Source organism: Streptomyces sp. JK94 (genome assembly GCF_053613315.1).
Genome location: NZ_JBSICH010000007.1, coordinates 469,926 through 491,964 on the forward strand (window position 1 = coordinate 469,926; position 22,039 = coordinate 491,964).

Consider the following 22,039-nt stretch of genomic DNA (forward strand, 5'->3'; position numbering starts at 1 on the left):
CGCGGGCGACGACGACCGGACGCGGCGGACTGTTCCCCGTACGACCCCGGCAGTAGGCACCGCCGCGGCTGAGCCGTGGCCGGCGTGCGTCACACCGGACGCGCCCGCTCGTCACCGGGCGGGCCGCCCCGCCTCCTCGTGGAGGCGCCAACTCTTCGCAGACTTCGAGGAATTCCTATGGATTACCGCACCCTGGGCATCGGCGTGCTCGTTTGCATCCTGCTCGCCGCCGCCGTGCTGTTCGTCGTGGCCCGGCTGTTCCGCAAGGTGGAGCAGGGCAAGGCCCTGATCGTCTCCAAGATGCGCAAGGTCGACGTGACCTTCACCGGGCAGGTCGTGCTGCCGGTGCTGCACAAGGCCGAGGTGATGGACATCTCGGTGAAGACCATCGAGATCACCCGGGCCGGCAAGGAAGGGCTGATCTGCAGGGACAACATCCGCGCGGACATCCGCATCTCGTTCTTCGTCAAGGTCAACAAGACCGCCGAGGACGTCGTCAAGGTCGCCCAGGCGGTCGGCACCGCACGGGCCAGCGACCGGGAGACCCTCCAGGAACTGTTCCACGCGAAGTTCTCCGAGGCGCTGAAGACCGTCGGCAAGCAGATGGACTTCACCGACCTCTACACCAAGCGGGAGGAGCTGCGGTACCGGATCATCGAGGTCATCGGCGTCGACCTCAGCGGGTACCACCTGGAGGACGCGGCGATCGACTACCTGGAGCAGACGCCGCTGACCCAGCTCGACCCGGCCAACGTCCTGGACGCGCAGGGCATCCGGAAGATCACCGAGCTGACGGCCGTGGAGCACGTGCGTACCAACGAGGCCCAGCGCACCGAGGAGAAGGAGATCACCCGCCAGAACGTCGACGCCCGGGAGGCGATCCTGGAGCTGGAGCGCCGCCGGGTCGACGCCGAGACCAAGCAGAAGCGGGAGATCGAGACCGTACGGGCGCGCGAGGAGGCCGAGACCGCGCGGGTGATGGAGGAGGAGCGGCTGCGGGCGCAGTCCGCCTTCCTCAAGACCGAGGAGCAGCTCGGCGTCCAGCGCGAGAACCAGGGACGCGAGGTCGCGGTCGCGCAGAAGAACCGCGAGCGGGTCATCGCCATCGAGAACGAGCGCATCGAGAAGGACCGCCTCCTGGAGGTCATCGCCCGGGAGCGGGAGACGCAGCTGACGCGGATCGCCGCCGAGAAGGAGGTCGAGGCGGAGAAGCGGGAGATCGCCGACGTCATCCGTGAGCGAGTGGCGGTGGACCGCACGGTCGCCGAGCAGGAGGAGGCCATCAAGCGGCTGCGTGCCGTGGAGGAGGCGGAGCGGCAGCGGCAGGCCGTCGTCATCGCCGCCGAGGCCGAGGCGCAGGAGCGGCTGGTCAAGGACATCAAGGCCGCCGAGGCCGCCGAACAGGCCGCCACGCACCGTGCCGCCGAGGAGCTCACGCTCGCCGAGGCGCGGCTGAAGAGCGCCGACCTCGACGCGCGGGCCAAGCTGCGCCTCGCCGAGGGCATCCAGGCGGAGAGCGCTGCCCAGGGACTGGCCGAGGTCCAGGTCCGCGACAAGGAGGCCGAGGTCGTCGAGAAGGCCGGCCGTGCGGAGGCCGGGGCCACCGAGGCCCGGCTGCGGGCGGAGGCCGAGGGCGCCAAGGCCAAGGCGCTGGCCGAGGCCGCGGCCGTCGGCGAGAAGCTGAAGGCGGAGGCGGCCGGCCTCACCGAGAAGGCCGCGGCGATGGCCGCGCTGGACGAGGCGTCCCGCGGCCACGAGGAGTACCGGCTGAGGCTGGAGGCGGAGAAGGACGTCCGGCTGGCCGGGCTGGAGGTGCAGCGGCAGGTGGCCGAGGCGCAGGCGACGGTCCTGGCGACCGGGCTGGAGAACGCCGACATCAACATCGTCGGCGGCGAGTCCGTCTTCTTCGACCGGCTGGTCGGGGCGATCGCCCTCGGCAAGGGCGTCGACGGCTTCGTACAGCACTCCGAGACCGCGCAGGCGCTGGCCAAGCCCTGGCTGGACGGGACGTCGAGCTTCACCGACGACCTCAGCCGCGCCCTCGGCTCCGTCTCCACGGCCGACGTGCAGAACCTGACCGTGTCCACCCTGCTGATGAAGCTCATGAAGACGGGCGGCGCCGACTCGGGAGCCCTGGAGCAGCTGCTCAGCAAGGCCGGCGAGCTGGGCCTCGCCGACACCCGGCTGACGGCCGTGAACGGCAGCGCCAAGGGCTGACAGGCCGCGGGCGTGGGGGGGGGGGGGGGGGGGGGGGGGGGGGGAGGGGGAGGGGGGGGGGGGGGGGGGGGGGTGGGGGGGGGGGCCCCCCCCCCCCCACGCCCGCTTTTCTCCGACTTCCTGAGAGGGACCTCATGACCACCGCCCTGGACACGGGTACGTACGAGGTGCTGCGCGACCGCCTCACCGCGCAGGCGGCCGAGCTGGCCCGCCGCGCCGAGGCGCTGAACGCCCGCCGCGTCGAGGAGTTCGGCTCCCTGCGCCTGGAGCTGGCCGGCACCGAGCACCTGCGCACCGGGCCGGCGTGCGTGCCGCGCGACCTCGTGTCCGTCGGTGACGTCCTGCTCTTCGGTTACGACACCGTCCCCGGCCGGGGGCCCGAGACCGCCGTCGGCGACGTCCTCGCGCTGCACGACCGGGACCTGAACCGGCTGCCCGAGGACGCCGTGCCCGGCCTGCTCGACGACCCGGCCTTCGTCCGCGAGTTCGCCGCCCTGCACCGCTACTTCCACCAGGCCCGGCTCCTCCAGCTGCGGCGCGTCGAGGACAAGGTGCTCGCCGTCTTCCGGACCGGCGAGAAGGCGGACGACATCCGGGTCCTGCGCTGGGCGCTGTCCGACGACGGCCGGGCGTCCTTCCTGGACGCGCGCGGCGACCGCGACCACGTCCTGCCGCCCGCCCACGACTTCGACTGGACGGTGACGACCCGCGAGGACCACGTCCTGGGCCGCCACCCGCACGTCTCCATCGAGGGCGAGGTGTTCGTCGAGACGCTGGGCGGGACGCTCACCGTCAAGACCGAGGACGACACCGGGACGGGCGAGGGCGTGTACGCCGAGCCGGTCGACGAGCCGCTGCAGTCGCTCGCCGACGCGCACATCGCGTACGCGCGCGTGGGCGCCCTGATCCTGGTCGACGTCCTCCCCTACAAGGAGGACGCCCACCGCTACCTGGTCTTCAACACCCTCACCAGGACCGTCGTGCGCCTCGACGGCATCGGGCAGGCGTGCCGCCGGCTGCCCGGGGACCAGGGCGTCGTCTTCCCCGGCGGCTACTGCCTGGCCACCGGCACCCACCGGACCTTCGACGGCGTCGACACCGAGGGCCTGGAGTTCGAGCGGGCGGTGCGCTCACCGAACGGCGAGGACGTCCTCTTCGCCTTCCACGCGCGGGTGGCGGGCCGCACCCTGCTGCTGCCCTACAACGTGATCCGCAAGGAGGTCGCCGCCCCGCTGTCCTGCCACGGCTGGGCGCTGTTCGACGACGGAGCCCTCCTCGCCCTGCGGGCGGCCGGCGCCGAGCCGCAGCGCGTGCACCCCGTGCAGCGGTGGACCTCCCCGTACGTCTCCGACACCCACGCCGCCGCCCGGCCGGCCGGCACCGGTCCGCTCGCCCGGGTCGGCAACGCCGACCTCGTGCGCGGCATCTCCGACTGCCTGTCCGTCACCCGCGCGGTGACCGGCACCACCCCGACCGGCGAGGTGTACGAGGCGCTGGTGGCGGCCTGCGTACGGACCGCCGACACCCACCACTGGCTGGCCGAACCGGACCTGGGCGCCCTGCTCGAACCGCTCACGCAGGTGCGGACCACCGCCGAACGGGTGCTGGCCGAGTTCGAGACGGTGCAGGCGCTCACCCGGCAGGCGGCCGACGCGCTCACCGAGGCGGCGGCCCGCGTCGCCACCGTCGTACGGCGGCTGCGCGGCGAGGCCCCGCGCGGCGCCGCGGCGTGGGTGGCCGGGCTCACCGAGCTGCGGCAGGCCCAGGGCCACCTGCTCACCCTCAAGGACCTGCGGTACGCGGACACCGGCCGCGTCGACGAGCTGGCCGCCGACGTCGAGCGCGACCTCGCCTCCTTCGGGCAGCGGGCCGTGACCCACCTGGCGCACGAGGACGCCTTCGCCGACCACCGGGCCGACATCGAGCGGCTCGTCGCCGACGCCGAGGCGATCACCACCGTGGCCGAGGCGGAGCCCGTCGCCGCCCGCCTCGACGAGCACGCCGACGGCCTGCGCACGGTCACCGACGTCGTCTCCGGCCTGGACATCGGCGACGCCACCGTCCGCACGTCCGTCCTGGAGCGGATCGCCGAGGTCCTCGGGGGCGTCAACCGCGCCCGTGCCACCCTGGACGGCCGCCGTCGCACGCTCCGGGAGAGCGAGGGCCGGGCCGAGTTCGCCGCCGAGTTCGCCCTGCTCGGCCAGGCGGTCACCGGCGCGCTCGCGGCGGCCGGCACCCCCGAGGACTGCGACGAGCAGCTGGCCCGCCTGCTCGCGCGGGTGGAGGACCTGGAGTCCCGGTTCGCCGAGTCCGACGCCTTCCTCGCCGAGCTGGCGGACAAGCGCGACGAGGTCCACGAGGCACTCTCCGCCCGCAAGCAGACCCTCGCCGACGCCCGTGCCCGCCGGGCCGAGCGGCTGGCCGAGTCGGCCGGCCGGGTGCTGGGCACGGTCGTCCGCCGGGCGTCCGCGCTCGCCGACGCGGACGCCGTCACCACGTACTTCACCTCCGACCCGATGCCCGCCAAGGTCCGCCGCACGGCCGAGGAACTGCGCGGACTCGGCGACCCGGTCAGGGCGGAGGAGCTGGACGGCCGCCTGAAGTCCGCCCGGCAGCAGGCCCTGCGCGCGCTGCGCGACCGCACCGACCTGTACGCCGACGACGGCCGCACCCTGCGCCTGGGCAGCCACCGCTTCGCGGTCAACACCCAGCCACTGGACCTCACCCTCGTCCCGCGGGGCGACGGCCTCGCCTTCGCCCTGACCGGCACGGACTACCGCTCCCCGGTCACCGACCCCGAGTTCGCCGCGACCCGCCCGTACTGGGACCGTCCGCTGCCCTCGGAGTCGCCGGAGACCTACCGCGCCGAGCACCTCGCCGCCGGCCTGCTCGACGAGCACGGCCCGGCCGCGCTCGCCCAGGCCGAGGACCTGCCCGCCCTGGTCCGCCAGGCGGCGGAGGCGGCCTACGACGAGGGGTACGAGCGCGGGGTGCACGACCACGACGCGGCCCTGATCCTCGCCGCCCTCCTGCGTCTGCACGAGGGCGCGGGCCTCCTGCGCCACGAGCCGGCCGCCCGCGCCGCCGCGCAGTTCTTCTGGGCGCACGGCACGACGGCCGAGGAGCGGGACGCCTGGACCCGCCGGGCCGTCTCCCTCGCCCGGGCCCGCGACACCTTCGGGCTCGCGCCCGCGATCGCCGACCTGGAGGCGGAACTCGCCGGGGCGGCCGGCTCGCGAGCGGCAGCCGCGTACCTCTTCGAGGAGCTGACGTCCGGCCCCGACGGCTTCGTCATCAGCGCCGGCACCCGGACCCTGCTCGACAAGTTCCGCCGCACGGTGGGCGGCTCCGCGTACGACGACGACCTCACCGCCCTCACCGACACGGCCGCCCGCCGGCAACTCGTCGAGGCGTGGCTGACGTCGTACACCACCGCGACCGGCACCGGCCTCGCCCCGGGCGACCTGGCCGAGGCCGTGACCGCGGAGCTGTGCCCCGCACTGCCCCGCTACGCGTCGGACGCGCCCCTGACCGAGACCGTCGGGGGCCTGCTCGGCGCCCACCCCCGCATCCACGACCGGACCCTGACCGTCCGCGTCGACGAACTCCTCGCACGCGCCCGCGGGTTCCGCACCCGCGAAGTGCCCGCCCACCGGGCCTACCAGCGCCGTCGCGCCGCACTGGTGGCCGCCGAGCGCGGCCGCCTGCGCCTGGACGAGCACCGGCCGCGCGTGATGCCGGCGTTCGTGCGCAGCAGGCTCATCGACGAGGTCTACCTCCCGCTGATCGGCGACAGCCTGGCCAAGCAGCTCGGCACCACGGGGGACACCAAGCGCACCGACACCGGCGGCCTGCTGCTGCTCATCTCCCCGCCGGGCTACGGCAAGACGACCCTCATGGAGTACGTCGCCGACCGGCTCGGCCTGCTGCTGGTGAAGGTCAACGGCCCGGCCCTGGGCCACACGGTGACCTCCCTCGACCCGGCCGAGGCCCCGAACGCCACCGCCCGGCGGGAGATCGAGAAGGTCAACTTCGCGCTGGAGGCGGGCAACAACACCCTCCTCCACCTCGACGACATCCAGCACACCTCGCCCGAGCTGCTGCAGAAGTTCATCCCGCTGTGCGACGCCACCCGCCGCGTCGAGGGGGTGCGCGACGGCGAGCCGCGCACCTACGACCTGCGCGGCAAGCGGTTCGCGGTGTGCATGGCGGGCAACCCGTACACGGAGTCCGGCAGCCGCTTCCAGGTGCCCGACATGCTCGCCAACCGCGCCGACGTGTGGAACCTCGGCGACGTCCTGACCGGCAAGCGGGACGCCTTCGCCCTCAGCTTCGTCGAGAACGCCCTGACCGCCAACCCGGTCCTCGCGCCCCTGGCCGGCCGCGACCGCGCGGACCTGGAGCTGCTCCTGCGGCTGGCCGCGGGCGACCCGGCCGCGCGCGCGGACCGGCTGACCCACCCGTACGAACCCGCCGAGCTGGACCGGATCACCGCGGTTCTGCGCCACCTGCTCACGGCCCGGGACACCGTCCTCGCGGTCAACGCCGCGTACATCGCCTCGGCCGCCCAGTCGGACGCCACCCGGACCGAGCCGCCCTTCCGGCTCCAGGGTTCCTACCGCAACATGAACAAGATCGCCCAGCGCATCCAGCCGGTCATGAACGACGCCGAGCTGTCCGCCCTGGTCGACGACCACTACGCGGCCGAGGCCCAGACCCTGACCACCGGCGCCGAGGCCAACCTGCTGAAGCTGGCCGAGCTGCGGGGCACGCCGACCGCCGCGCAGGCCGGTCGCTGGGCGGAGCTGAAGGCCGCGTACGTCCGCACCCAGAGCCTCGGCGGCCCCGACACCGATCCGCTCACCCGGGCCGTCGCCGCCCTCGGCCTCCTGGCCGACCGGGTGGCGGCCGTCGAGTCGGCGATCAACCGTGCCGTCGACCCACGCCACCTCGTCGCGGGCCCGGCCCCCCGGCACGCCGCCCGACCGGTGCGGGGGAGCGGGGAGGCCTGAGAGGAGCGAGAGGTTTGAGAGGATTGCGATGACTGAGCGGGCCGTGGAGGGCCACCCACCGTGAGGGCCGTCGTACCGGAACGCGGCAGCACACGGCGGACGGTCGCTGCCCGCCAGGCATCTGTCAGGGACGCGTAAGAGGCGTGTAAAGTCGACGCGGAGTGCCGGGAAGCCTGGTCGGCGACAAGGAACAGCTGTCTTCGTTGATCGGGGTTGGTCTACGTGGTACTCGTCGCGGTGTTCGGCGCGGCTCTGCTCATCGCGGTTCTGCTCTCCGGTCTCGCGGCCCGGACCGTACTGTCCACCTCCTTGCTCTTCCTGGTCGGCGGTGCGCTCGTCAGCGACGGGTTCCTCGGACTGATCCACATCACACCGGACAGCGACATCGTCGCGGTCACCGCCGACCTGGCGCTGTTCGCGGTGTTGTTCACCGACGGCATGCACGTGTCCTTCCCGAAGCTGAAGGAGAACTGGAAGAACCCGGCCCGCGCCCTCGGTCTCGGCATGCCCCTGGCCTTCGTCGGCATGGCGCTGATCACCCACTACCTGGTCGGGTTGGACTGGACGACGTCCTTCCTGGTGGGCGCCGTACTGGCACCCACGGACCCGGTGTTCGCCTCGGCGATCGTGGCGCGCAAGGAAGTACCGGCCAAGCTGCGGCAGTTGCTGAACGTGGAGAGCGGCATCAACGACGGGCTCGCCCTGCCGGTGGTCCTCGTCCTCATCGCCGCCGCCGGCCCGACCAGTGGCCACGCGGAGTCGGCCCCCGGGATGATCGCCCTGGAGCTCGGGCTCGGGCTCGCCTTCGGCGTGGTGCTGCCCCTGCTGGTGAACGGGCTCGTACGGTTCCGGCTGCTGGGGGCGGAGCCCAAGCTGCAGCCGCTGCTGCCGCTGGCCACCGGAGTCGTCCTGTACGCCGCGTGCCACCTGACCCATGCCAACCCGTACCTGGCCGCCTTCTCGGCGGGGGCCGTTCTCACCGCCGTGTCGCCGGAGGCGAAGACGGCCTTCGAACCGCTGGGCGAGGCGCTCGCGGAGCTGGCCAAGTTCGCCGCCCTGCTGATCTTCGGCGCGCTGCTGACGCCCCAGCTCTTCGCCGACCTGTCCTGGACCGGCTACGTGGCCGTGGTCCTGGCGATCCTGCTGGTGCGGCCCGCCTCGATGCTGGTCTCGCTCGTCGGCACGCGTTTCGACCGGCGGGAGAAGCTGGTGGCCGCGTGGTTCGGTCCCAAGGGTTTCGCGTCGGTGGTCTACGGGCTTCTCGTGCTGCAGGCCGGCATCCCCCAGGGGGAGCAGGCGTACACGCTCATCGCCGTCTGCATCGCCTTCTCGATCATCGCCCACAGCAGCACCGACGTGCCCATCGCGAGGCTCTTCGACGTCGAGGACCTGACCGGCATCCCCGAGGCGGCGGACAGCGCGCAGACGCGGGCCCGGGACGAGGAGGACGGCCAGGTCCGCCGGCCGTGACCACGGCCTGCGCCTGCCGGGACGAGAGCCCGCGGGAGGGCTGACCGGCCGGGGAGGCGGCTTGGCGGGCCCGGAGGCGGCTGCGGGGCCGCTGATGGGGCCCCTGGGGTGGCTGCGGGGCCATTGATGGGCCCTGGGGCGGCTGCGGAGCCGCTGATGGGGCCCGGGGGCGGCTGGACGGTCGGCGGGTACGGCGAACGGGCCCGTGCTCACCGAGGCGCGAGGTGAGCACGGGCCCGTTCGAGGGGCCGGTCCGCGTGAGGCGGTCAGACGATGGTCTTCGCCGACTCCTGGTTGTCGTCGCCGTCCCCGGCGCCCGCACCGGTCTTCCGGGTGCGGATGTACTCCAGGAAGGTGTCGAGTTCGCGCTTGACGAGGGGCGCGAGCAGGTAGAGGCCGATGATGTTGATGACGGCGAGGGAGAAGAGGACCGCGTCGGCCAGGTCGATCAGGGTCTGCAGCGTCAGCAGCGAGCCCGCGACGGCGAAGACGGTGTAGACGACCTTGTACGTCACCTCGCTGGCCCGGCTGCGGCCGAAGAGGTACGTCCACGACTTGAGGCCGTAGTAACCCCAGGTCAGCACCGTGGAGATGGCGAACAGCAGCACCGCGACGGTGAGGACGTACGGGAACCACGGCAGGACCGTCTCGAAGGCGTCCGAGGTGATCGTGACACCGCCGATGCTCTCGTTCGTGCGGGCCTCGGCCCAGCTGGCCGGGTCGGCGATGACGATGGTCAGCGCGGTCATGGTGCAGATGAGCACCGTGTCGATGAACGGCTCCAGCAGCGCGACCAGGCCCTCACTGGCGGGCTGCTTGGTCTTGACCGCGGAGTGCGCGATCGGGGCCGAGCCGAGACCGGCCTCGTTGGAGAACGCGGCCCGCTTGAAACCGATGATCAGCGCGCCGAGCACACCGCCGGCGACTCCCTCGGGGTTGAAGGCGCCCTCGACGATCGAGGCGACGGCGTCCGGGACCGCGGTGATGTTGACCAGGATCACGACCAGGCACGCGACGATGTAGACGCCCGCCATGGCCGGCACGAGCCTGCTGGTGACGTTGGCGATGGAGCGGATGCCGCCGAGGAGCACGATGCCGACGAGCGCGGCGACCAGGATGCCGAAGAACAGGGCGCCCGCGGAGGAGCCGATCGCGCCGTCCTCGCCACCGGTGACCGAGACCAGCTGCGCGTAGGACTGGTTGACCTGGAAGAGGTTGCCGCCGAAGAGGCCGAAGAACAGGATCATGAAGGAGGCGAGGACCGCGAGGACCTTGCCGAGGGTCCTGCCGTTCTTGCCGAAGCGCTCGGCGAGGCCCTTGGGGAGGTAGTGCATCGGGCCGCCGGAGACGGTGCCGTCGGCGTGCACCTCGCGGTACTTCACGCCGAGGGTGACCTCGACGAACTTGGTGGCCATGCCGAGCAGGCCGCACAGGACCATCCAGAACGTGGCACCCGGACCGCCGATGGAGACGGCGACGGCCACGCCCGCGATGTTGCCGAGGCCGACCGTGCCGGAGACGGCGGCGGTCAGGGCCTGGAAGTGGTTGACCTCGCCGGCCGAGCCCTTCTCGTCGTACTTCCCCCTCACGACGTCGACGGCGAGTTTGAACTTGCGGACCTGGATGAACCCGAACCAGCAGGTGAAGACCAGACCGGCGACGACGAGCCAGGCGACGATGAGGGGCAGATCGGTCCCGCCGACCGGGACGGCGTAGAAGACCACCTCCCCCAGCCACTTGGCTATGGGCTCGAAGAATCCGCTGACGGCCTCGTCGACGGACTGGGTGACGGAGTCGAGTGACACTTGGCTACCTCGATGACGCGGGGCTGGCGGTCTGGGGAGTCTCGCCGGGGAGCGGTCTCTGAGCGAACGTCGTTGTCCGTTGAGCGAACCGGTACGCACGGCCCGGCTTCGGACCGTGATCGTGCCGGCTGGTGATGCGCGTGCAGGCGACCATCCGTAGATCGTCACTTAATGGATAGACCTGCGGGGTTGCGCAGTTCTACCACGTCCTTGCCGATGTTTTAGTGATGCATCTCACGTCACGGGCCGTGATCGGAGGAAGTCCCAGCTGGTGAGATCGGACTGTTATGCGGTCGCGGGATGGGTGCCATGGGCACCTACACGCCGGTCGGCCGAGGTCCCGGAGCCCGCCGAGGCGCCCGCGCCGGTCTCGGGCCTCTTCGGCGGCGACCGGCACGGAGGCCCGCCGAAGACTGCCGGGAGCGGGCAATGCGGCAGGTGCTCCGCGTCGCCACGATGGGACCGAGGGGAGCACACGCCGGATTCCGGTGCCGGCGCCGACAGGCGGCGGCACCGGGGTCCCGGGCGCAGCGACGTGGCGAGGCAGAGGGGACGGGGGACATGGGGACGTTCGTCGAAGCCGCCACGACGTTCCCCGTCCTGTTCTTCACCGTCGCGTCGATCGTCGTCACGGCCTTCTGGCTGCTCGTCGCGGTGGGCGCCGTCGACGCCGGCTGCTTCGACGAGGACGTCGACGCCGACGCCCTGGGGCTCGGCGGGGTGCCGGTCGCGGTCTCGTTCTCGGTACTGACGGCGCTCGCCTGGACCGGAAGCCTCGGCGCCGTCCTGCTCCTGGAAACCGCCGCCCCCCACGGCCAGGCGCGTGCGCTGACCGCCCCGGCGATCTTCCTCGCCGCCCCCGTGGCCGGATGGCGGGGGACCCGGTGGCTCGTACGACCGCTGCGCCGCCGCCTGCCCCGGGGGGCGCGGGCGGGGCCCCGGACACCGCCCGCTTCCCGCGGTGCGGCACCGCGCCGAACCGGCCCGCACCGGCCCGGAGAACGGGAGAAGCGATGATCTCTTACCTGACCCCCCTCGCGGCCGCCTTCCTGATCATCGCGTCGTCCATGGTGATCCTGACACGCCGGGACCGCAGGCGCATGGATGACGGCGGCCCCGACACGATGCGCATCGAGGAGTCCGCCACCCGGGGCCTGCGGGACACGCGACGCCGGGCGCACGTCTACCGCGACCGTTTCTGGCGGGAACACGAGTGAAACCGGCGGCCCGCGGGGGCCGGCCTCGTGGCCGGCCCCACGCCCGCCGACACCGGCGACGCCAAGCCTCGGGGCGGCAGCGAGCCGCTGCCGGTCGAGCCGGTGGACCACACCCGGATCGACCGAGGGGACCAGGAGGGCGTAGTGGCCAGGCCGTAGCAGCAGCGCCCGTTCCGTTCGTGCGCGTCGTCCCGGTGCCGCCGGCCGTGACATCCCGCCCGCCGGTGAGCTTCACCGCGGGCTCGGTGACCGCCGACGGCACAGAACGGAGCCCGCTGCCCGGAACGGTGTGGGTGTTGTCTATCGTCTCCCAGTGCGAACAATCGGAATGCCCGTCCGCGAAGCGGAGGGCCTGGGGTGGTGACGCGGCGATGGCCGCGTCTGCGGCATCCGGCGCAGATGGTCGTGGCCGGTTTCGCCGCGGCGGTCGCGGTCGGGACCGGGCTGCTGATGCTGCCGGCGGCCAAGGCCGGCCCGGGCGGCGCGAGTGCGGTGGAGGCGTTGTTCACCTCCACCTCCACGGTGTGTGTGACGGGTCTGGTCGTGGTCGACACGCCCGGCTACTGGAGCGGGTTCGGGCAGGCGGTGATCCTGGCCCTCATCCAGGTGGGCGGCTTCGGCATCATGACCTTCGCCTCCCTGCTGGTCCTGCTGGTCTCCCACCGCATCGGCCTCAAGGCGCGGCTGACGGCCGCCGCGGAGACCAAGACCCTGGGCCTGGGCGATGTCCGCTCGGTCGTGACCGGCGTGGTCAAGGTCAGCCTCGTGCTGGAGGCGGTCACCGCACTGGCGCTGGCCCTGCGGTTCGGCACCGGGTACGCCGAGCCCTGGCCGCGGGCGGCGTGGCTCGGCGTCTTCCACGCCGTCTCGGCGTTCAACAACGCCGGCTTCGCGCTGTACTCCGACAGCCTGATGGGCTTCGTCACCGACCCGTGGATCTGCCTGCCCATCGCGCTGGCGGTCATCGCCGGCGGGCTGGGCTTCCCGGTCCTGTTCGAGCTGCGCCGCCGTTGGCACCGACCGCGGTCCTGGTCCCTGCACACCAAGATCGTGGTGTGGGTCTCCGGGATCTTCCTGGTCGGCGGCACCGCGTTCGTCACCGCCCTCGAATGGTCCAACCCGGCCACCCTGGGGCCCCTGCACGCCCCCGGGAAGCTGCTGGCCGGGTTCTTCCAGGGCGTCATGCCGCGCACCGCCGGGTTCAACAGCCTCGACACCTCGCAGATGAACCCCGCCAGCTGGCTGGGCACGGACGTGCTGATGTTCGTCGGCGGCGCCAGCGCCGGCACCGCCGGCGGCATCAAGGTCACCACCTTCGCCGTACTGTTCTTCGTGATGTACGCGGAGATCCGGGGCGAGGGTGCGGTCGACATCTTCCACCGCCGCCTGCACGGTGACCTCCAGCGGCAGGCTCTCACCGTGGTGCTGCTCTCCGTGGCCGCGGTCGCCGTCTCCACCCTGGCCTTCGTGGTTTTCACCGAGAACAGCCTGGACCGGTCGCTGTTCGAGGTCACCTCGGCCTTCGCCACCGTGGGACTGTCCACCGGCATCACCGCGGGCCTGCCCACCGGTCTGCAACTGCTGCTGGTCGCACTGATGTTCATCGGGCGACTCGGGCCCATCACCGTCGCCTCCGCGCTCGCCCTGCGCAGCCGCGTCCGTCTGTACGACCTTCCTGAGGAGCGACCCGTCATTGGCTAGGAAACCCAGCCCCAAGAAGCGACGCGGCGGCCCGGAGAGCTCCGTCGTCGTGATCGGCCTCGGCCGCTTCGGCCGCGCCCTGGCCCTGGAACTCGTCGACGAGGACACCGAGGTCCTCGGCATCGACGAGAGCGCCGAAGTCGTCCAGGCGCTGTCCGGGTCCCTCACCCACGTCGTGCGGGCCGACTCCACGAAGGAGGACGCCCTGCGGCAGCTCGGCGTCCACGAGTTCGAGCGCGTCGTCGTCGCCATCGGCACCGACCTGGAGGCCAGCATCCTCACCGCCTCGCTGCTGATCTCCTTCGGCATCGAGAACGTCTGGGCCAAGGCCACCAGCGAAGCCCACGGGCGCATCCTCACCCAGCTCGGCGTCCACCACGTCGTCTACCCCGAACACGACATGGGCCAGCGCGTCGCCCACCTCGTACGGGGCCGCATGCTCGACTACATCGAGTTCGAGGACGACTTCGCCATGGTCAAAACCAGCCCACCGGCCGACATCATCGGCCTCCCCCTGTCCCACAGCGCCGTCCGCACCCGCCACGGCATCACCGTCGTCGCCATCAAACGCCCGGGCGAGGGCTTCACCTACGCCACGGCCGACACGGTGGTCGAGGCGGACGACACCATCATCGTCGCCGGCCGCACGCGGGCGACGGAACGGTTCAGCGAACTCCAGTGAGCCCCGCCCACCGGCCGGCGGTCGCGGCAGTGCGCGCACCGGCGGCGACCGAGTAGCCGCCTCGTCCCCGCGGGCCGAGAGCCCGCGGCGGCGCGGGCCTGTTGCCGGTGAGGTCGTCCGGTGGGTGGTGCGGTCCCGACAGGGGCACGGGCCCGGGTCTCGTGAGCGGCCAGGCCCTTCTCCCGGACAAGTTCCCATACACCCCCCGGAAACCCGCCAACTGATCGACACCGCCGACTTTGCTCCTCGCAGACGGGCAGAACCCGTCCCGGCCCCGCCACTGTCGAGGACGGGACCAACTCGCCAGCCATGCTCGCCGCCGCCGCAGTCAGCAGGAACCGCGGTGCCGCCTTCGTCCTGCGGCCGCGCCGCAGAGTGTGGTCGCCGACCACCTCGCCGCCCGCAACGCCCCACGCGCCGTCCGCCTGGGCACCAAGCGGATCGCTTTCCTCTGGCTCCGCGGCTGCGCCGACCGGAAGACGGCCCGCCGTGTCAGGGCCGTGTGGTGCCGACTCCGTCCGGGATACCACTACCACCAGTACGAGACCGGACCGATCGAGGACCAGGTACGTGCTCGGCGTACCGAAGTGGTCACCATGGCGGCCTTGTTGCCCGTTTGAAGCGGCCCGAGCGCCGTTCTCTGCTACTTCTGTCACCGGGGAAGGCGGGCTTCGGCCTGCGCGCAACGGCCGGACCTCGTCGGCGGTGACTGCCGAAGTCCACGGCTCAACGCCTGCGGATCAGCCCGAATCCGCCGGGCTGATTCCGCACTGGCTGGCGCCGGCTGCGCTCCTCAGGGCTCCGCTCCGGACATGTGGATCAGCGCAGGCCGGCGAAGAGATCGTTCTCGGGTACGTCCGCGCCGGTGGCGTCCTGGACACGTACGAAAGTCTCCATGCCCATCAACTCGCCGAACCGCTCCTTGCCCATCCTGAGGAAGAAGATGTTCTCGCCCTGACTGGCGTGCGCGGCCAGCGCGTCGAACTTCTGACCGCTGAACGCGGTGGTGTCCACCCACGTGGTGATCTCATCGTCGGGGAGGCCGATCTCGGCCATCGCGGCGGCCTCGGCGGGGTCCGGCTCCGGCATGTCCGGATGAAACTCGCGCATGATCTCCCCGAACCGCTGCATCCCCGAGCGGGGCATCGTGGTCCAGTACACCTTCGGTGTCAGCGCGGTCGTCTCCAGCGCCGCCATCGTGATGCGGTGGGCCTGGATGTGGTCGGGGTGGCCGTAGAAGCCGTTTTCGTCATAGGTGACGACCACATCAGGTCGGTAGTGCCGCATGAGTTCCGCGAGTCGGGCCGCGCCTTCCTCCACGGGGGTCTGCCAGAAGGATCCGGGGGCGTCGTTGCTCGGCCAGCCCATCATCCCGGAGTCGGCATACTCCAGCATTTCCAGATCGCTGACCTTCAGGACGTCACAGCTCGCCTTGAGTTCCTGACGGCGCATCAATGCGACGGCCGCCGGATCGTGCCCGGGACCGCCCGGCTTGACACCCCCGGGCCCGTCACCGCAACCGCCGTCGGTGCACGTCACGAGAACCGTGCGGATGCCTTCCGCCGCGTACCGCGCGAGGACCCCTCCGGTTCCGGTGGCCTCGTCGTCGGGGTGGGCGTGCACCGCCATGAGCGTCAAGGGCCGGTCAGTCATCAAGCAGTCCTCCTGCAGAAATACGTCTTGCTCCGAGTGCGCGGCGGGCGTACCGCGATTCCGGGTCCGGACCCTGTCGGCGCAGACGAGCTTGTGGTCCCCGAGTCCCCCGCCGTGCAGTGCCGTCCCTCGGCCGATACAACAGCGTCGGCCGGACCCGCTGTTCCCGGCGCGGCCGCACGTCTCAGCGCCAGGCCGTATCCGGCTTCCGTTCGGCACCGGGCGGGAGATTCCGACGGCTCCCCAGGAACCACTCAGGGGCCCGACCCGCGCTGCGGATCAGGCCCCTGACCTGGTACTTCACTGTCGGGGTGGCGGGATTTGAACCCACGACCTCTTCGTCCCGAAGCAACTTGGGATGGGGCTGTGCCTTGGGCTGGTGTGGCTCTCACCTACACTTGCAGTCCGTAGGTGTTCGCGCTTGTCCACCGATGTGCGTGGGCGTTGTCACGCAGTTAGACACTCACCCCGCCGCTCCTCTTGGCTCGGTGCGAGCCGTGGATGCCAGGTGCCCGATGTCCCTCGCGGCTGCCGTCCGCAGTCGTATCGGTGCATCCCGACTCGTCGCGCCGATCGTGCCACTGTCCTGCCTCACTGAACACTGGTGCGTCGTACGACCTTGGTATTGTCACTGCATGGCGACACTGCCCTGGGACTGCGTGGTGCATGGAGTGCCCGCATCAGTCCAGTCGAAGAGCTCGACGCGAGCTCGGTGGAAGACGGCCGTCGCCGCAGCTGCGACATCCCGTTGGCCTGCCGGTGAAACACCGCTCGCAGTCCCCGTTCAGGTCACCATCACCTACTTCTTCGAAGGCGACGCCCTCGATGTCGACAACATGCTGAAGCCGATCCAGGACGCGCTGATCGGGATCGCCCTGGAAGACGACAAGTACGTGACCGACGTACGAGGATCCAAGCGAGATCTCGCTCATGCCTTCGTGGTCAAAGGCATGAGCCCAGCCCTGGCAGAGGGATTCATCTCTGACGGACCTTTCGTGCACGTGAAGATCGACCTTGCGCCCGACCACAAGGAGCTGCCATGAACATTAGGCACACGCTCGGTGTAGCGGAGGACGCACGTCGCAAGAAGGTACTTGAACTGCGGCGGGACGGGTTCGAAGTGCTGAGCGACGAACAGGCCTCAGAGCTCGTCGGAGGGCGAGTTGAGGCGGTTCCTGATCTGATTGCTCGGCGTGGCGACGAGGTTGTCATTGTCGAGTTTGCCCAGAGACAGCCAGACTCCGCGTTGTCTGATGAGGTTAAGGACTCTCTCGCCTTTTTCTCCACCATTTCCGAATCCAAGGAAAATTGGCGGTTCGAAATGGTGTGGATTGGAGAGGATTCGACAGTTCCGGAAGAGCGGGCTGTAGAGTCTTTTGCTCATCGGGCTGTTCAAATTGCCAAGCATGACGAAGCAGCCGGTCTTCTCCTCGCGTATGCGGCACTTGAGGGGGCTATCTCGCGGCTGGTGGAACGTACCCCTGAGCTGCGCGAACAGTATGCGCGGCATCACCGCCCAGGGCTCGCGGAGCTGACGAGTCTAGGGTTGCTAAGTCCAGAAAACTTCAGCAAACTGAATTCGGCTCGGCAGGCAAGGAATTCGATTTCACATGGAATCGACGTGCCGGTTTCGTTTGGCATGGTAGAAGAGTTGGCAACCATGGCTGAACGGCTCGCTGATGCTCGCTACGTCTCCATTGATCAAATGGTTGACTGGTTTTTCGAGCACTACGAAGATCCTGCAAATGGGGTGCCGTACGTTTCGAGCGAGGGCGGATATCAGTATGTCCTCGGCGGCCCGTATGATGCTCACGAAGTGCTCGCGGAGAAGTTCCCGTACGCCTCACCCGACGATATCGAAGAAGCCGTAAAAATCGTCCAGTCGGAGGCGTATGAGTGGGTCGAGAAAGGCGTTTACTGACCGTTTGGCGAGGGTTTAGGTCGGCGTAGGCTCAATGGATAAGGCAAGAGATTTCTTCTTGCCCTGAGTCTTGCCGGGGATCTTGGGGACCTTCCTTTTCGCTGCTCAGGGGCGGTGGGCCTGGTGGGCCTGGTGGTCGTCGTTGGTCGTCCTTGGCCACTGTTGAGCAACCTCGGGCGGCCCAGGGACGGCCCAGCTTTGCCGCGCTCGCACGACGGCCGGCACGTTCGACGCGCCCGGTCTGAGCCTGGCCGACGACAGTCCGCCACGACGGCGGGTGCGCCGACCGACCACGCACGCGTATGCCTCGATGCACCCCCACCGGCCTCAGCCACGCTGCCATGCGTCGACCAGCGCAAGCCGCGCCGGCCGATCCGTGACGACGATGCATGAGCCCTCAGCTTGGGAAGCTGCGATCATGTGAAGCCAGCTTGGGTGCTGACCTGGACGAACGGGCTGGCGGCGCCCTGTTGGGCTCGCTTGCTTGCACCGAGGTTCCCCGCTCATTCTGGTGCGCTTGTGGTGCGGTGCTGTACGCAACCACTGCAAGGCTCCCATAGACCGTCTGGTCAGCCGCAGAATGAGCATCTGTTCACGCCCATTTCTTCTCAAGCATGGCTAGGCAATTTTTCGCACACAATCTTTGAAAAACTCTGAGAGGTCGGTGCGGTTTGCGATGAGCTGTTGAATGTCATTACCTGTTACGGGAACGATCAGTGGGCTGGTGGAGCTTGCGGCAGCCTCCCTCATGCGCCTCGCCGCGTCTCGGGTAAATCCGGAAGTGGAAAGAAAGAACCCTATCCTCCAACGCGATCCCACCAGCTTTCCAATGAAAGTATTCACTTGTTCGATGGTCGCCTTATCTTCTGTATTTTTGCACTCGACCCATACATCTCCTCCGTGGTAAACCCAGAACGGGTCAATTTTCTTCATTTCGCAAATCAGGTCGATCTCGCCAACTCGGTGATGATGTCGAGCTTCAATCACCTTGAAATGCGCGCCGAATAGTTTCCTTGCGAATGACTCCCAGGAGCGGCCTCTGTCGTTTGCCGTAGCGCCCTTCCTGGGGAGTGACACCCACCTCTCCTGAAGGGCGGTGTAGAAATCTGCGTCAGAACTCCCTGATTCCGGCTGCTGTTCCTCAAGAGGTTTGGAGTCGAGGCTGTCGAGCTTGAGGATTTCGCGCAATGTGGGCAAAAATTGGGAACCAAGTTCGCCCAATACGAGATTCACCAAGTGTTCGCGGGCGCCCTGCGGGTTTTCCAATTCTTTACAGCAGCTTGCAGCCAGCTTAAGTGCTTTGCGCCTGTAGGCGAATGTGATAACTGGTATTGGGTCGGCGGCGAGTCCTGTCGCAATAAGGAGCGGCTGGTCGAGGTCAGGCAGGAGGAAGCCATCGGATGCGTTGACATTGTGAGCCAATAGCCTGCCGACAAAGTAATCATAGAAAGCTCTGTGTGCGAAACCTATGTGCCCTTCAGTAGGTGAATTAAGGATGCCGACTCGCTGAAGCGCGTAAGACAAAAGGAAATCCGCCTCTTCCTCTGTCAGGGCCCATTGCGCGTCGGAATTGAGCAGAGACCTAGCCATTCTCGCGGAGATGTAAGGAAGGTTGCTCACTGCCAAGGTGGCAGCGATGATCTCATGCCCCGTCTCCAGCGCTTGAACCGAGGGAGCGTTGGTCGTGCGTTCGCGCTCGCGAAAGAAGATAGCGTGCGTAATATCCTCGAAGAGTTTCCCTCTGCTCTTGGGGAGTTTGAATTCTTTTTCAGTTGCATAGGTGAATAGGAGGCTTGCGATTAGCGGATTCCCTTGACTTTCCTTCAGGATTCGGGAGTCGCTAACCTGTTGGCTGTCGTCGTACCTCCCAAGCTGCAGAGCTCGTAGTTCGATCAGTCTTGCTTCATTGAACGGCAGAATTGTCCACGGTTCTAGTCTTCTGGACAGGCGTTCTGGAAGGCTAGAAAAGTTCCGCGCGGATGCAATCAGTGACAGCCCTTCATTCTCCTCAATCAGCTGATATAGCGCCTCCATTATCGATACTCTGAGCGACAGGTCTACAATTTCGTCTAAGCCGTCAACGAAGATCCGTGCATTCTGTTCTCGGATAGCGTCTCTAATTGGGCCCGAGTTGAGCATGCCGCTTTGTGCTTGCTGGTGGGCTTGTCGGGCAATCCATGAGACGACATCTTTTCGCTCGGAAGGTGAAAGTCGATTCGCTTGTATGAGGATGGGAATTGTTGCCGTGATGCCGTTCAGGTAATTTTGAGCTTGCTCCGCGACCAAATACCTGAGAAGGTATGTTTTTCCTGATCCTGGTTCGCCCTGGAAAAGCACTCCGTCTTTTAGGAGGAACTCTGTCAGCGTATTCGCGCTCTCGCCATTCACTAGTGACTGCAACTGGGGGGCAACGAAACCAGTAGCTTCATGGCGTGTCATCTCGTACAGATGCCGGGCATAAGAATGCGCTGTCGCTAGATAGTTGCGGCTCATGGGTCAATAGTGACGTATGCGCGCGTGTACGGCGGCTGTTTGCCCACATCCGCTCGCACAAGGCCAGCGAGGTCGGCGGAACGGCTTTGGGCTGGAGCTGCTTTGGCGCGAGTGATCATGGCCCCGTAAGCTTGCGGCGCGGCGGGCAGTCTGTGGACCTGCCCGGTAAAGCACGACGTTGGGGCCATGATCTTCGAGGCTCGCGCCAAAGTGGCTGCCTAACTGGCTGTTCTCTATCCGTGCGGGTGCTCGGCCGGGGCTCGAACAGGGTGCTGGATCGGGTGAGTTGTCGGGTGTTCGGACATGAAGGAAGGGCCTCTTGGTAGCTCGCGGATGTCGAGTCCAGCGAGGAGCAAGAGGCCCTGTTGTCGAAGTGTCGCGTGGTCGCAGTGGCCGGGTCCAGTCCGTCCACTCCTGGGTGTGACTGTCTCGCCCACAGGTTCGGGAATGCGGCCGACCGCCCGGGGCGCCGGCCCCGGTACGGCTCGGACATGAGCGATGCCGAGTGGGCAGCAGTGCGGGATCTGCTGCCGGTTCCGGGATGGCTGGCCGGCCGGGGCGGGCGGCCGGAGGGTTACTGCCACCGGCAGATGATCGACGCGGTGCGCTACCTCGTCGACAACGGCATCAAGTGGCGGGCGATGCCGTCGGACTTCCCGCCCTGGCCGCGGGTGTATGCCTTCTTCGCCCGCTGGCGGGACGCGGGACTCGTGGCCGAGCTGCATGACCGGCTGCGCGAGGCGGTCCGTGATGCCGAGGGACGCGACCGGGAGCCGAGTGCGGCGGTCATCGACTCGCAGTCGGTGAAGGCGGACGCCACCGTCGCCCTCACCTCGCGGGGCTACGACGCGGGCAAGAAGATCAATGGACGCAAGCGGCACCTGCTCACCGACACGCTCGGTCTGCTGCTGGCAGTGCTGGTCACCCCGGCGTCGACCACCGACCGGGACGCCGCCCGCCTCCTGCTGCCCGCGGCCCGGGGCCGCTTCGGGCGGCTGGCACGGGTGTGGGCCGACGGCGGCTACACCGGCCACCTCGTCGACTGGAGCGCAACGCAGCTCGGCGTCGTCCTGGACATCGTCCGCCGCAGCGACGACATCCGCGGCTTCCAGGTCCTGCCCCGCCGCTGGGTCGTGGAACGGTCTCTCGCCTGGTGCCTGCGCAGTCGGCGCCTGGTCCGGGACTACGAGCGGCGCACCGACACCAGCGAAGCGGTCATCCTGTGGTCGATGACCATGCTCATGAGCCGCCGCCTGGCCGCCCGGTGTCAGGAGCCTGTTGCGGCGCGGGCGGCATGAACCTGCCCGGTTTCGCTTCGACCAGCCAGCCCCGTTCCACCAGCCGTTTCAGCCGGGCCCTCGCCCCTTCGACGCGGGAGGCGGACGCGCTGTCCCAGCCCAGCACCACCGCCGCCCGCCGGGCACCCAGCCCGTCGCCTCCCGCATCGACCGCGGCGGCCATCAACGCCTGGTAGTCCGGCGACAACTCCGCCACCCCACTCGCGTGTCGCCGGTGCGGCACCGCCCGGCGAGGCCCGACCGCCTTCCTCCGCGGCACCTCGCCGGCCCCGTCGGCGGGTGCGTTCTCCTCGGCCAACGCTTCCAGATACTGCTCCAGACCGATCACCCGGCGCCGGTGCACCTCCTCCGCCTCCGCCAGAGCCGCCCGCACCCGTTCCAGCTCGGCTTCGAGGTCCTTCACCTGCGCGGCTGCGGCCTTCTGCCGCGTCTCCAGAACCGCCCGCATCGACGGCATCCGCTACCTCCACGACATCTCGCCCGGCAACAAGCCCAGGCTCCCGCAGCAGCTGCTACTTCATGCCTGACCAGCGAAGACGTCACACGAGGTTCGGAAAGAGAACGGTCTCT

At 69.1% G+C, this 22,039-nt stretch carries 15 protein-coding genes; 11 read left to right on the forward strand and 4 right to left on the reverse strand.

Translation table 11 applies throughout. The features are described from left to right. The first annotated feature begins 177 nt into the window (after window positions 1-177). From ACVV2G_RS08790 to ACVV2G_RS08800, 3 genes are all read left to right on the forward strand, one after another. Window positions 178-2,217: an SPFH domain-containing protein gene (locus ACVV2G_RS08790; protein WP_453842027.1), complete on the forward strand. Its 2,040-nt coding sequence runs from the start codon at window positions 178-180 to the stop codon at window positions 2,215-2,217. Window positions 2,218-2,351: 134 nt separating this feature from the next. Continuing rightward, a complete protein-coding gene (locus ACVV2G_RS08795) occupies window positions 2,352-7,229 on the forward strand; it encodes a DNA repair ATPase (RefSeq protein ID WP_453842028.1) in 4,878 nt (1,625 codons plus the stop codon). 222 nt (window positions 7,230-7,451) lie between these two features. Then, window positions 7,452-8,699: a cation:proton antiporter gene (locus ACVV2G_RS08800; protein ID WP_453842054.1), complete on the forward strand. Its 1,248-nt coding sequence runs from the start codon at window positions 7,452-7,454 to the stop codon at window positions 8,697-8,699. Window positions 8,700-8,965: 266 nt separating this feature from the next. Here ACVV2G_RS08800 and ACVV2G_RS08805 read toward each other — a convergent pair whose 3' ends face one another. Continuing rightward, entirely contained in the window at window positions 8,966-10,504 is a 1,539-nt protein-coding gene (locus tag ACVV2G_RS08805) for an alanine/glycine:cation symporter family protein (protein WP_453842029.1), read from the reverse strand. A 561-nt stretch (window positions 10,505-11,065) separates the two neighbouring features. Here ACVV2G_RS08805 and ACVV2G_RS08810 point away from each other — a divergent pair. The 5 genes from ACVV2G_RS08810 (at window position 11,066) to ACVV2G_RS08830 (ending at window position 14,104) form a co-directional block, all read left to right on the forward strand. Next, complete coding sequence (locus ACVV2G_RS08810) at window positions 11,066-11,521, forward strand: hypothetical protein (RefSeq protein ID WP_453842030.1); 456 nt, start codon at window positions 11,066-11,068, stop codon at window positions 11,519-11,521. Further along, window positions 11,518-11,721, forward strand: coding sequence for a hypothetical protein (locus ACVV2G_RS08815; protein ID WP_453842031.1), 204 nt, complete (start codon window positions 11,518-11,520; stop codon window positions 11,719-11,721). The genes ACVV2G_RS08810 and ACVV2G_RS08815 overlap by 4 nt, the downstream gene beginning before the upstream one ends. A 27-nt stretch (window positions 11,722-11,748) precedes the next feature. After that, window positions 11,749-11,880 carry a hypothetical protein gene (locus ACVV2G_RS08820; protein WP_453842032.1) on the forward strand — a complete coding sequence of 44 codons (132 nt, stop codon included), beginning with the start codon at window positions 11,749-11,751 and terminating at the stop codon, window positions 11,878-11,880. 201 nt (window positions 11,881-12,081) lie between these two features. Next, entirely contained in the window at window positions 12,082-13,422 is a 1,341-nt protein-coding gene (locus tag ACVV2G_RS08825; RefSeq protein ID WP_453842055.1) for a TrkH family potassium uptake protein, read from the forward strand. Next, window positions 13,415-14,104, forward strand: coding sequence for a potassium channel family protein (locus ACVV2G_RS08830; RefSeq protein ID WP_453842033.1), 690 nt, complete (start codon window positions 13,415-13,417; stop codon window positions 14,102-14,104). Before ACVV2G_RS08825 ends, ACVV2G_RS08830 begins: the two co-directional genes overlap by 8 nt. An 819-nt stretch (window positions 14,105-14,923) precedes the next feature. Here ACVV2G_RS08830 and ACVV2G_RS08835 read toward each other — a convergent pair. Further along, the gene (locus tag ACVV2G_RS08835; protein ID WP_453842034.1) at window positions 14,924-15,757 is read right to left on the reverse strand and encodes a PIG-L family deacetylase; all 834 of its coding nucleotides are present in this window, start codon (window positions 15,755-15,757) and stop codon (window positions 14,924-14,926) included. A gap of 635 nt (window positions 15,758-16,392) precedes the next feature. On the opposite strand from ACVV2G_RS08835, the gene ACVV2G_RS08840 reads away from it, so the two are divergent. Both ACVV2G_RS08840 and ACVV2G_RS08845 read left to right on the forward strand, forming a co-directional pair. Further along, window positions 16,393-16,800 (forward strand): RusA family crossover junction endodeoxyribonuclease, encoded by a 408-nt coding sequence (locus ACVV2G_RS08840; RefSeq protein WP_453842035.1) that lies wholly within the window; start codon window positions 16,393-16,395, stop codon window positions 16,798-16,800. Continuing rightward, window positions 16,797-17,678, forward strand: a complete 882-nt coding sequence (locus ACVV2G_RS08845; RefSeq protein ID WP_453842036.1) for a hypothetical protein — start codon at window positions 16,797-16,799, stop codon at window positions 17,676-17,678. The genes ACVV2G_RS08840 and ACVV2G_RS08845 overlap by 4 nt, the downstream gene beginning before the upstream one ends. Window positions 17,679-18,296: 618 nt before the next feature. On the opposite strand, the gene ACVV2G_RS08850 is transcribed toward ACVV2G_RS08845, so the two are convergent. Beyond that, on the reverse strand, window positions 18,297-20,171 hold the full coding sequence (locus tag ACVV2G_RS08850) for an NACHT domain-containing protein (protein ID WP_453842037.1): 1,875 nt from the start codon (window positions 20,169-20,171) through the stop codon (window positions 18,297-18,299). 491 nt (window positions 20,172-20,662) lie between these two features. On the opposite strand from ACVV2G_RS08850, the gene ACVV2G_RS08855 reads away from it, so the two are divergent. After that, a complete protein-coding gene (locus ACVV2G_RS08855; RefSeq protein WP_453842038.1) occupies window positions 20,663-21,469 on the forward strand; it encodes an IS5 family transposase in 807 nt (268 codons plus the stop codon). Here ACVV2G_RS08855 and ACVV2G_RS08860 read toward each other — a convergent pair. Next, window positions 21,411-21,917 carry a hypothetical protein gene (locus ACVV2G_RS08860; RefSeq protein WP_453842056.1) on the reverse strand — a complete coding sequence of 169 codons (507 nt, stop codon included), beginning with the start codon at window positions 21,915-21,917 and terminating at the stop codon, window positions 21,411-21,413. The two genes, ACVV2G_RS08855 and ACVV2G_RS08860, sit on opposite strands and share 59 nt — an antisense overlap. Window positions 21,918-22,039 lie beyond the last annotated feature (122 nt).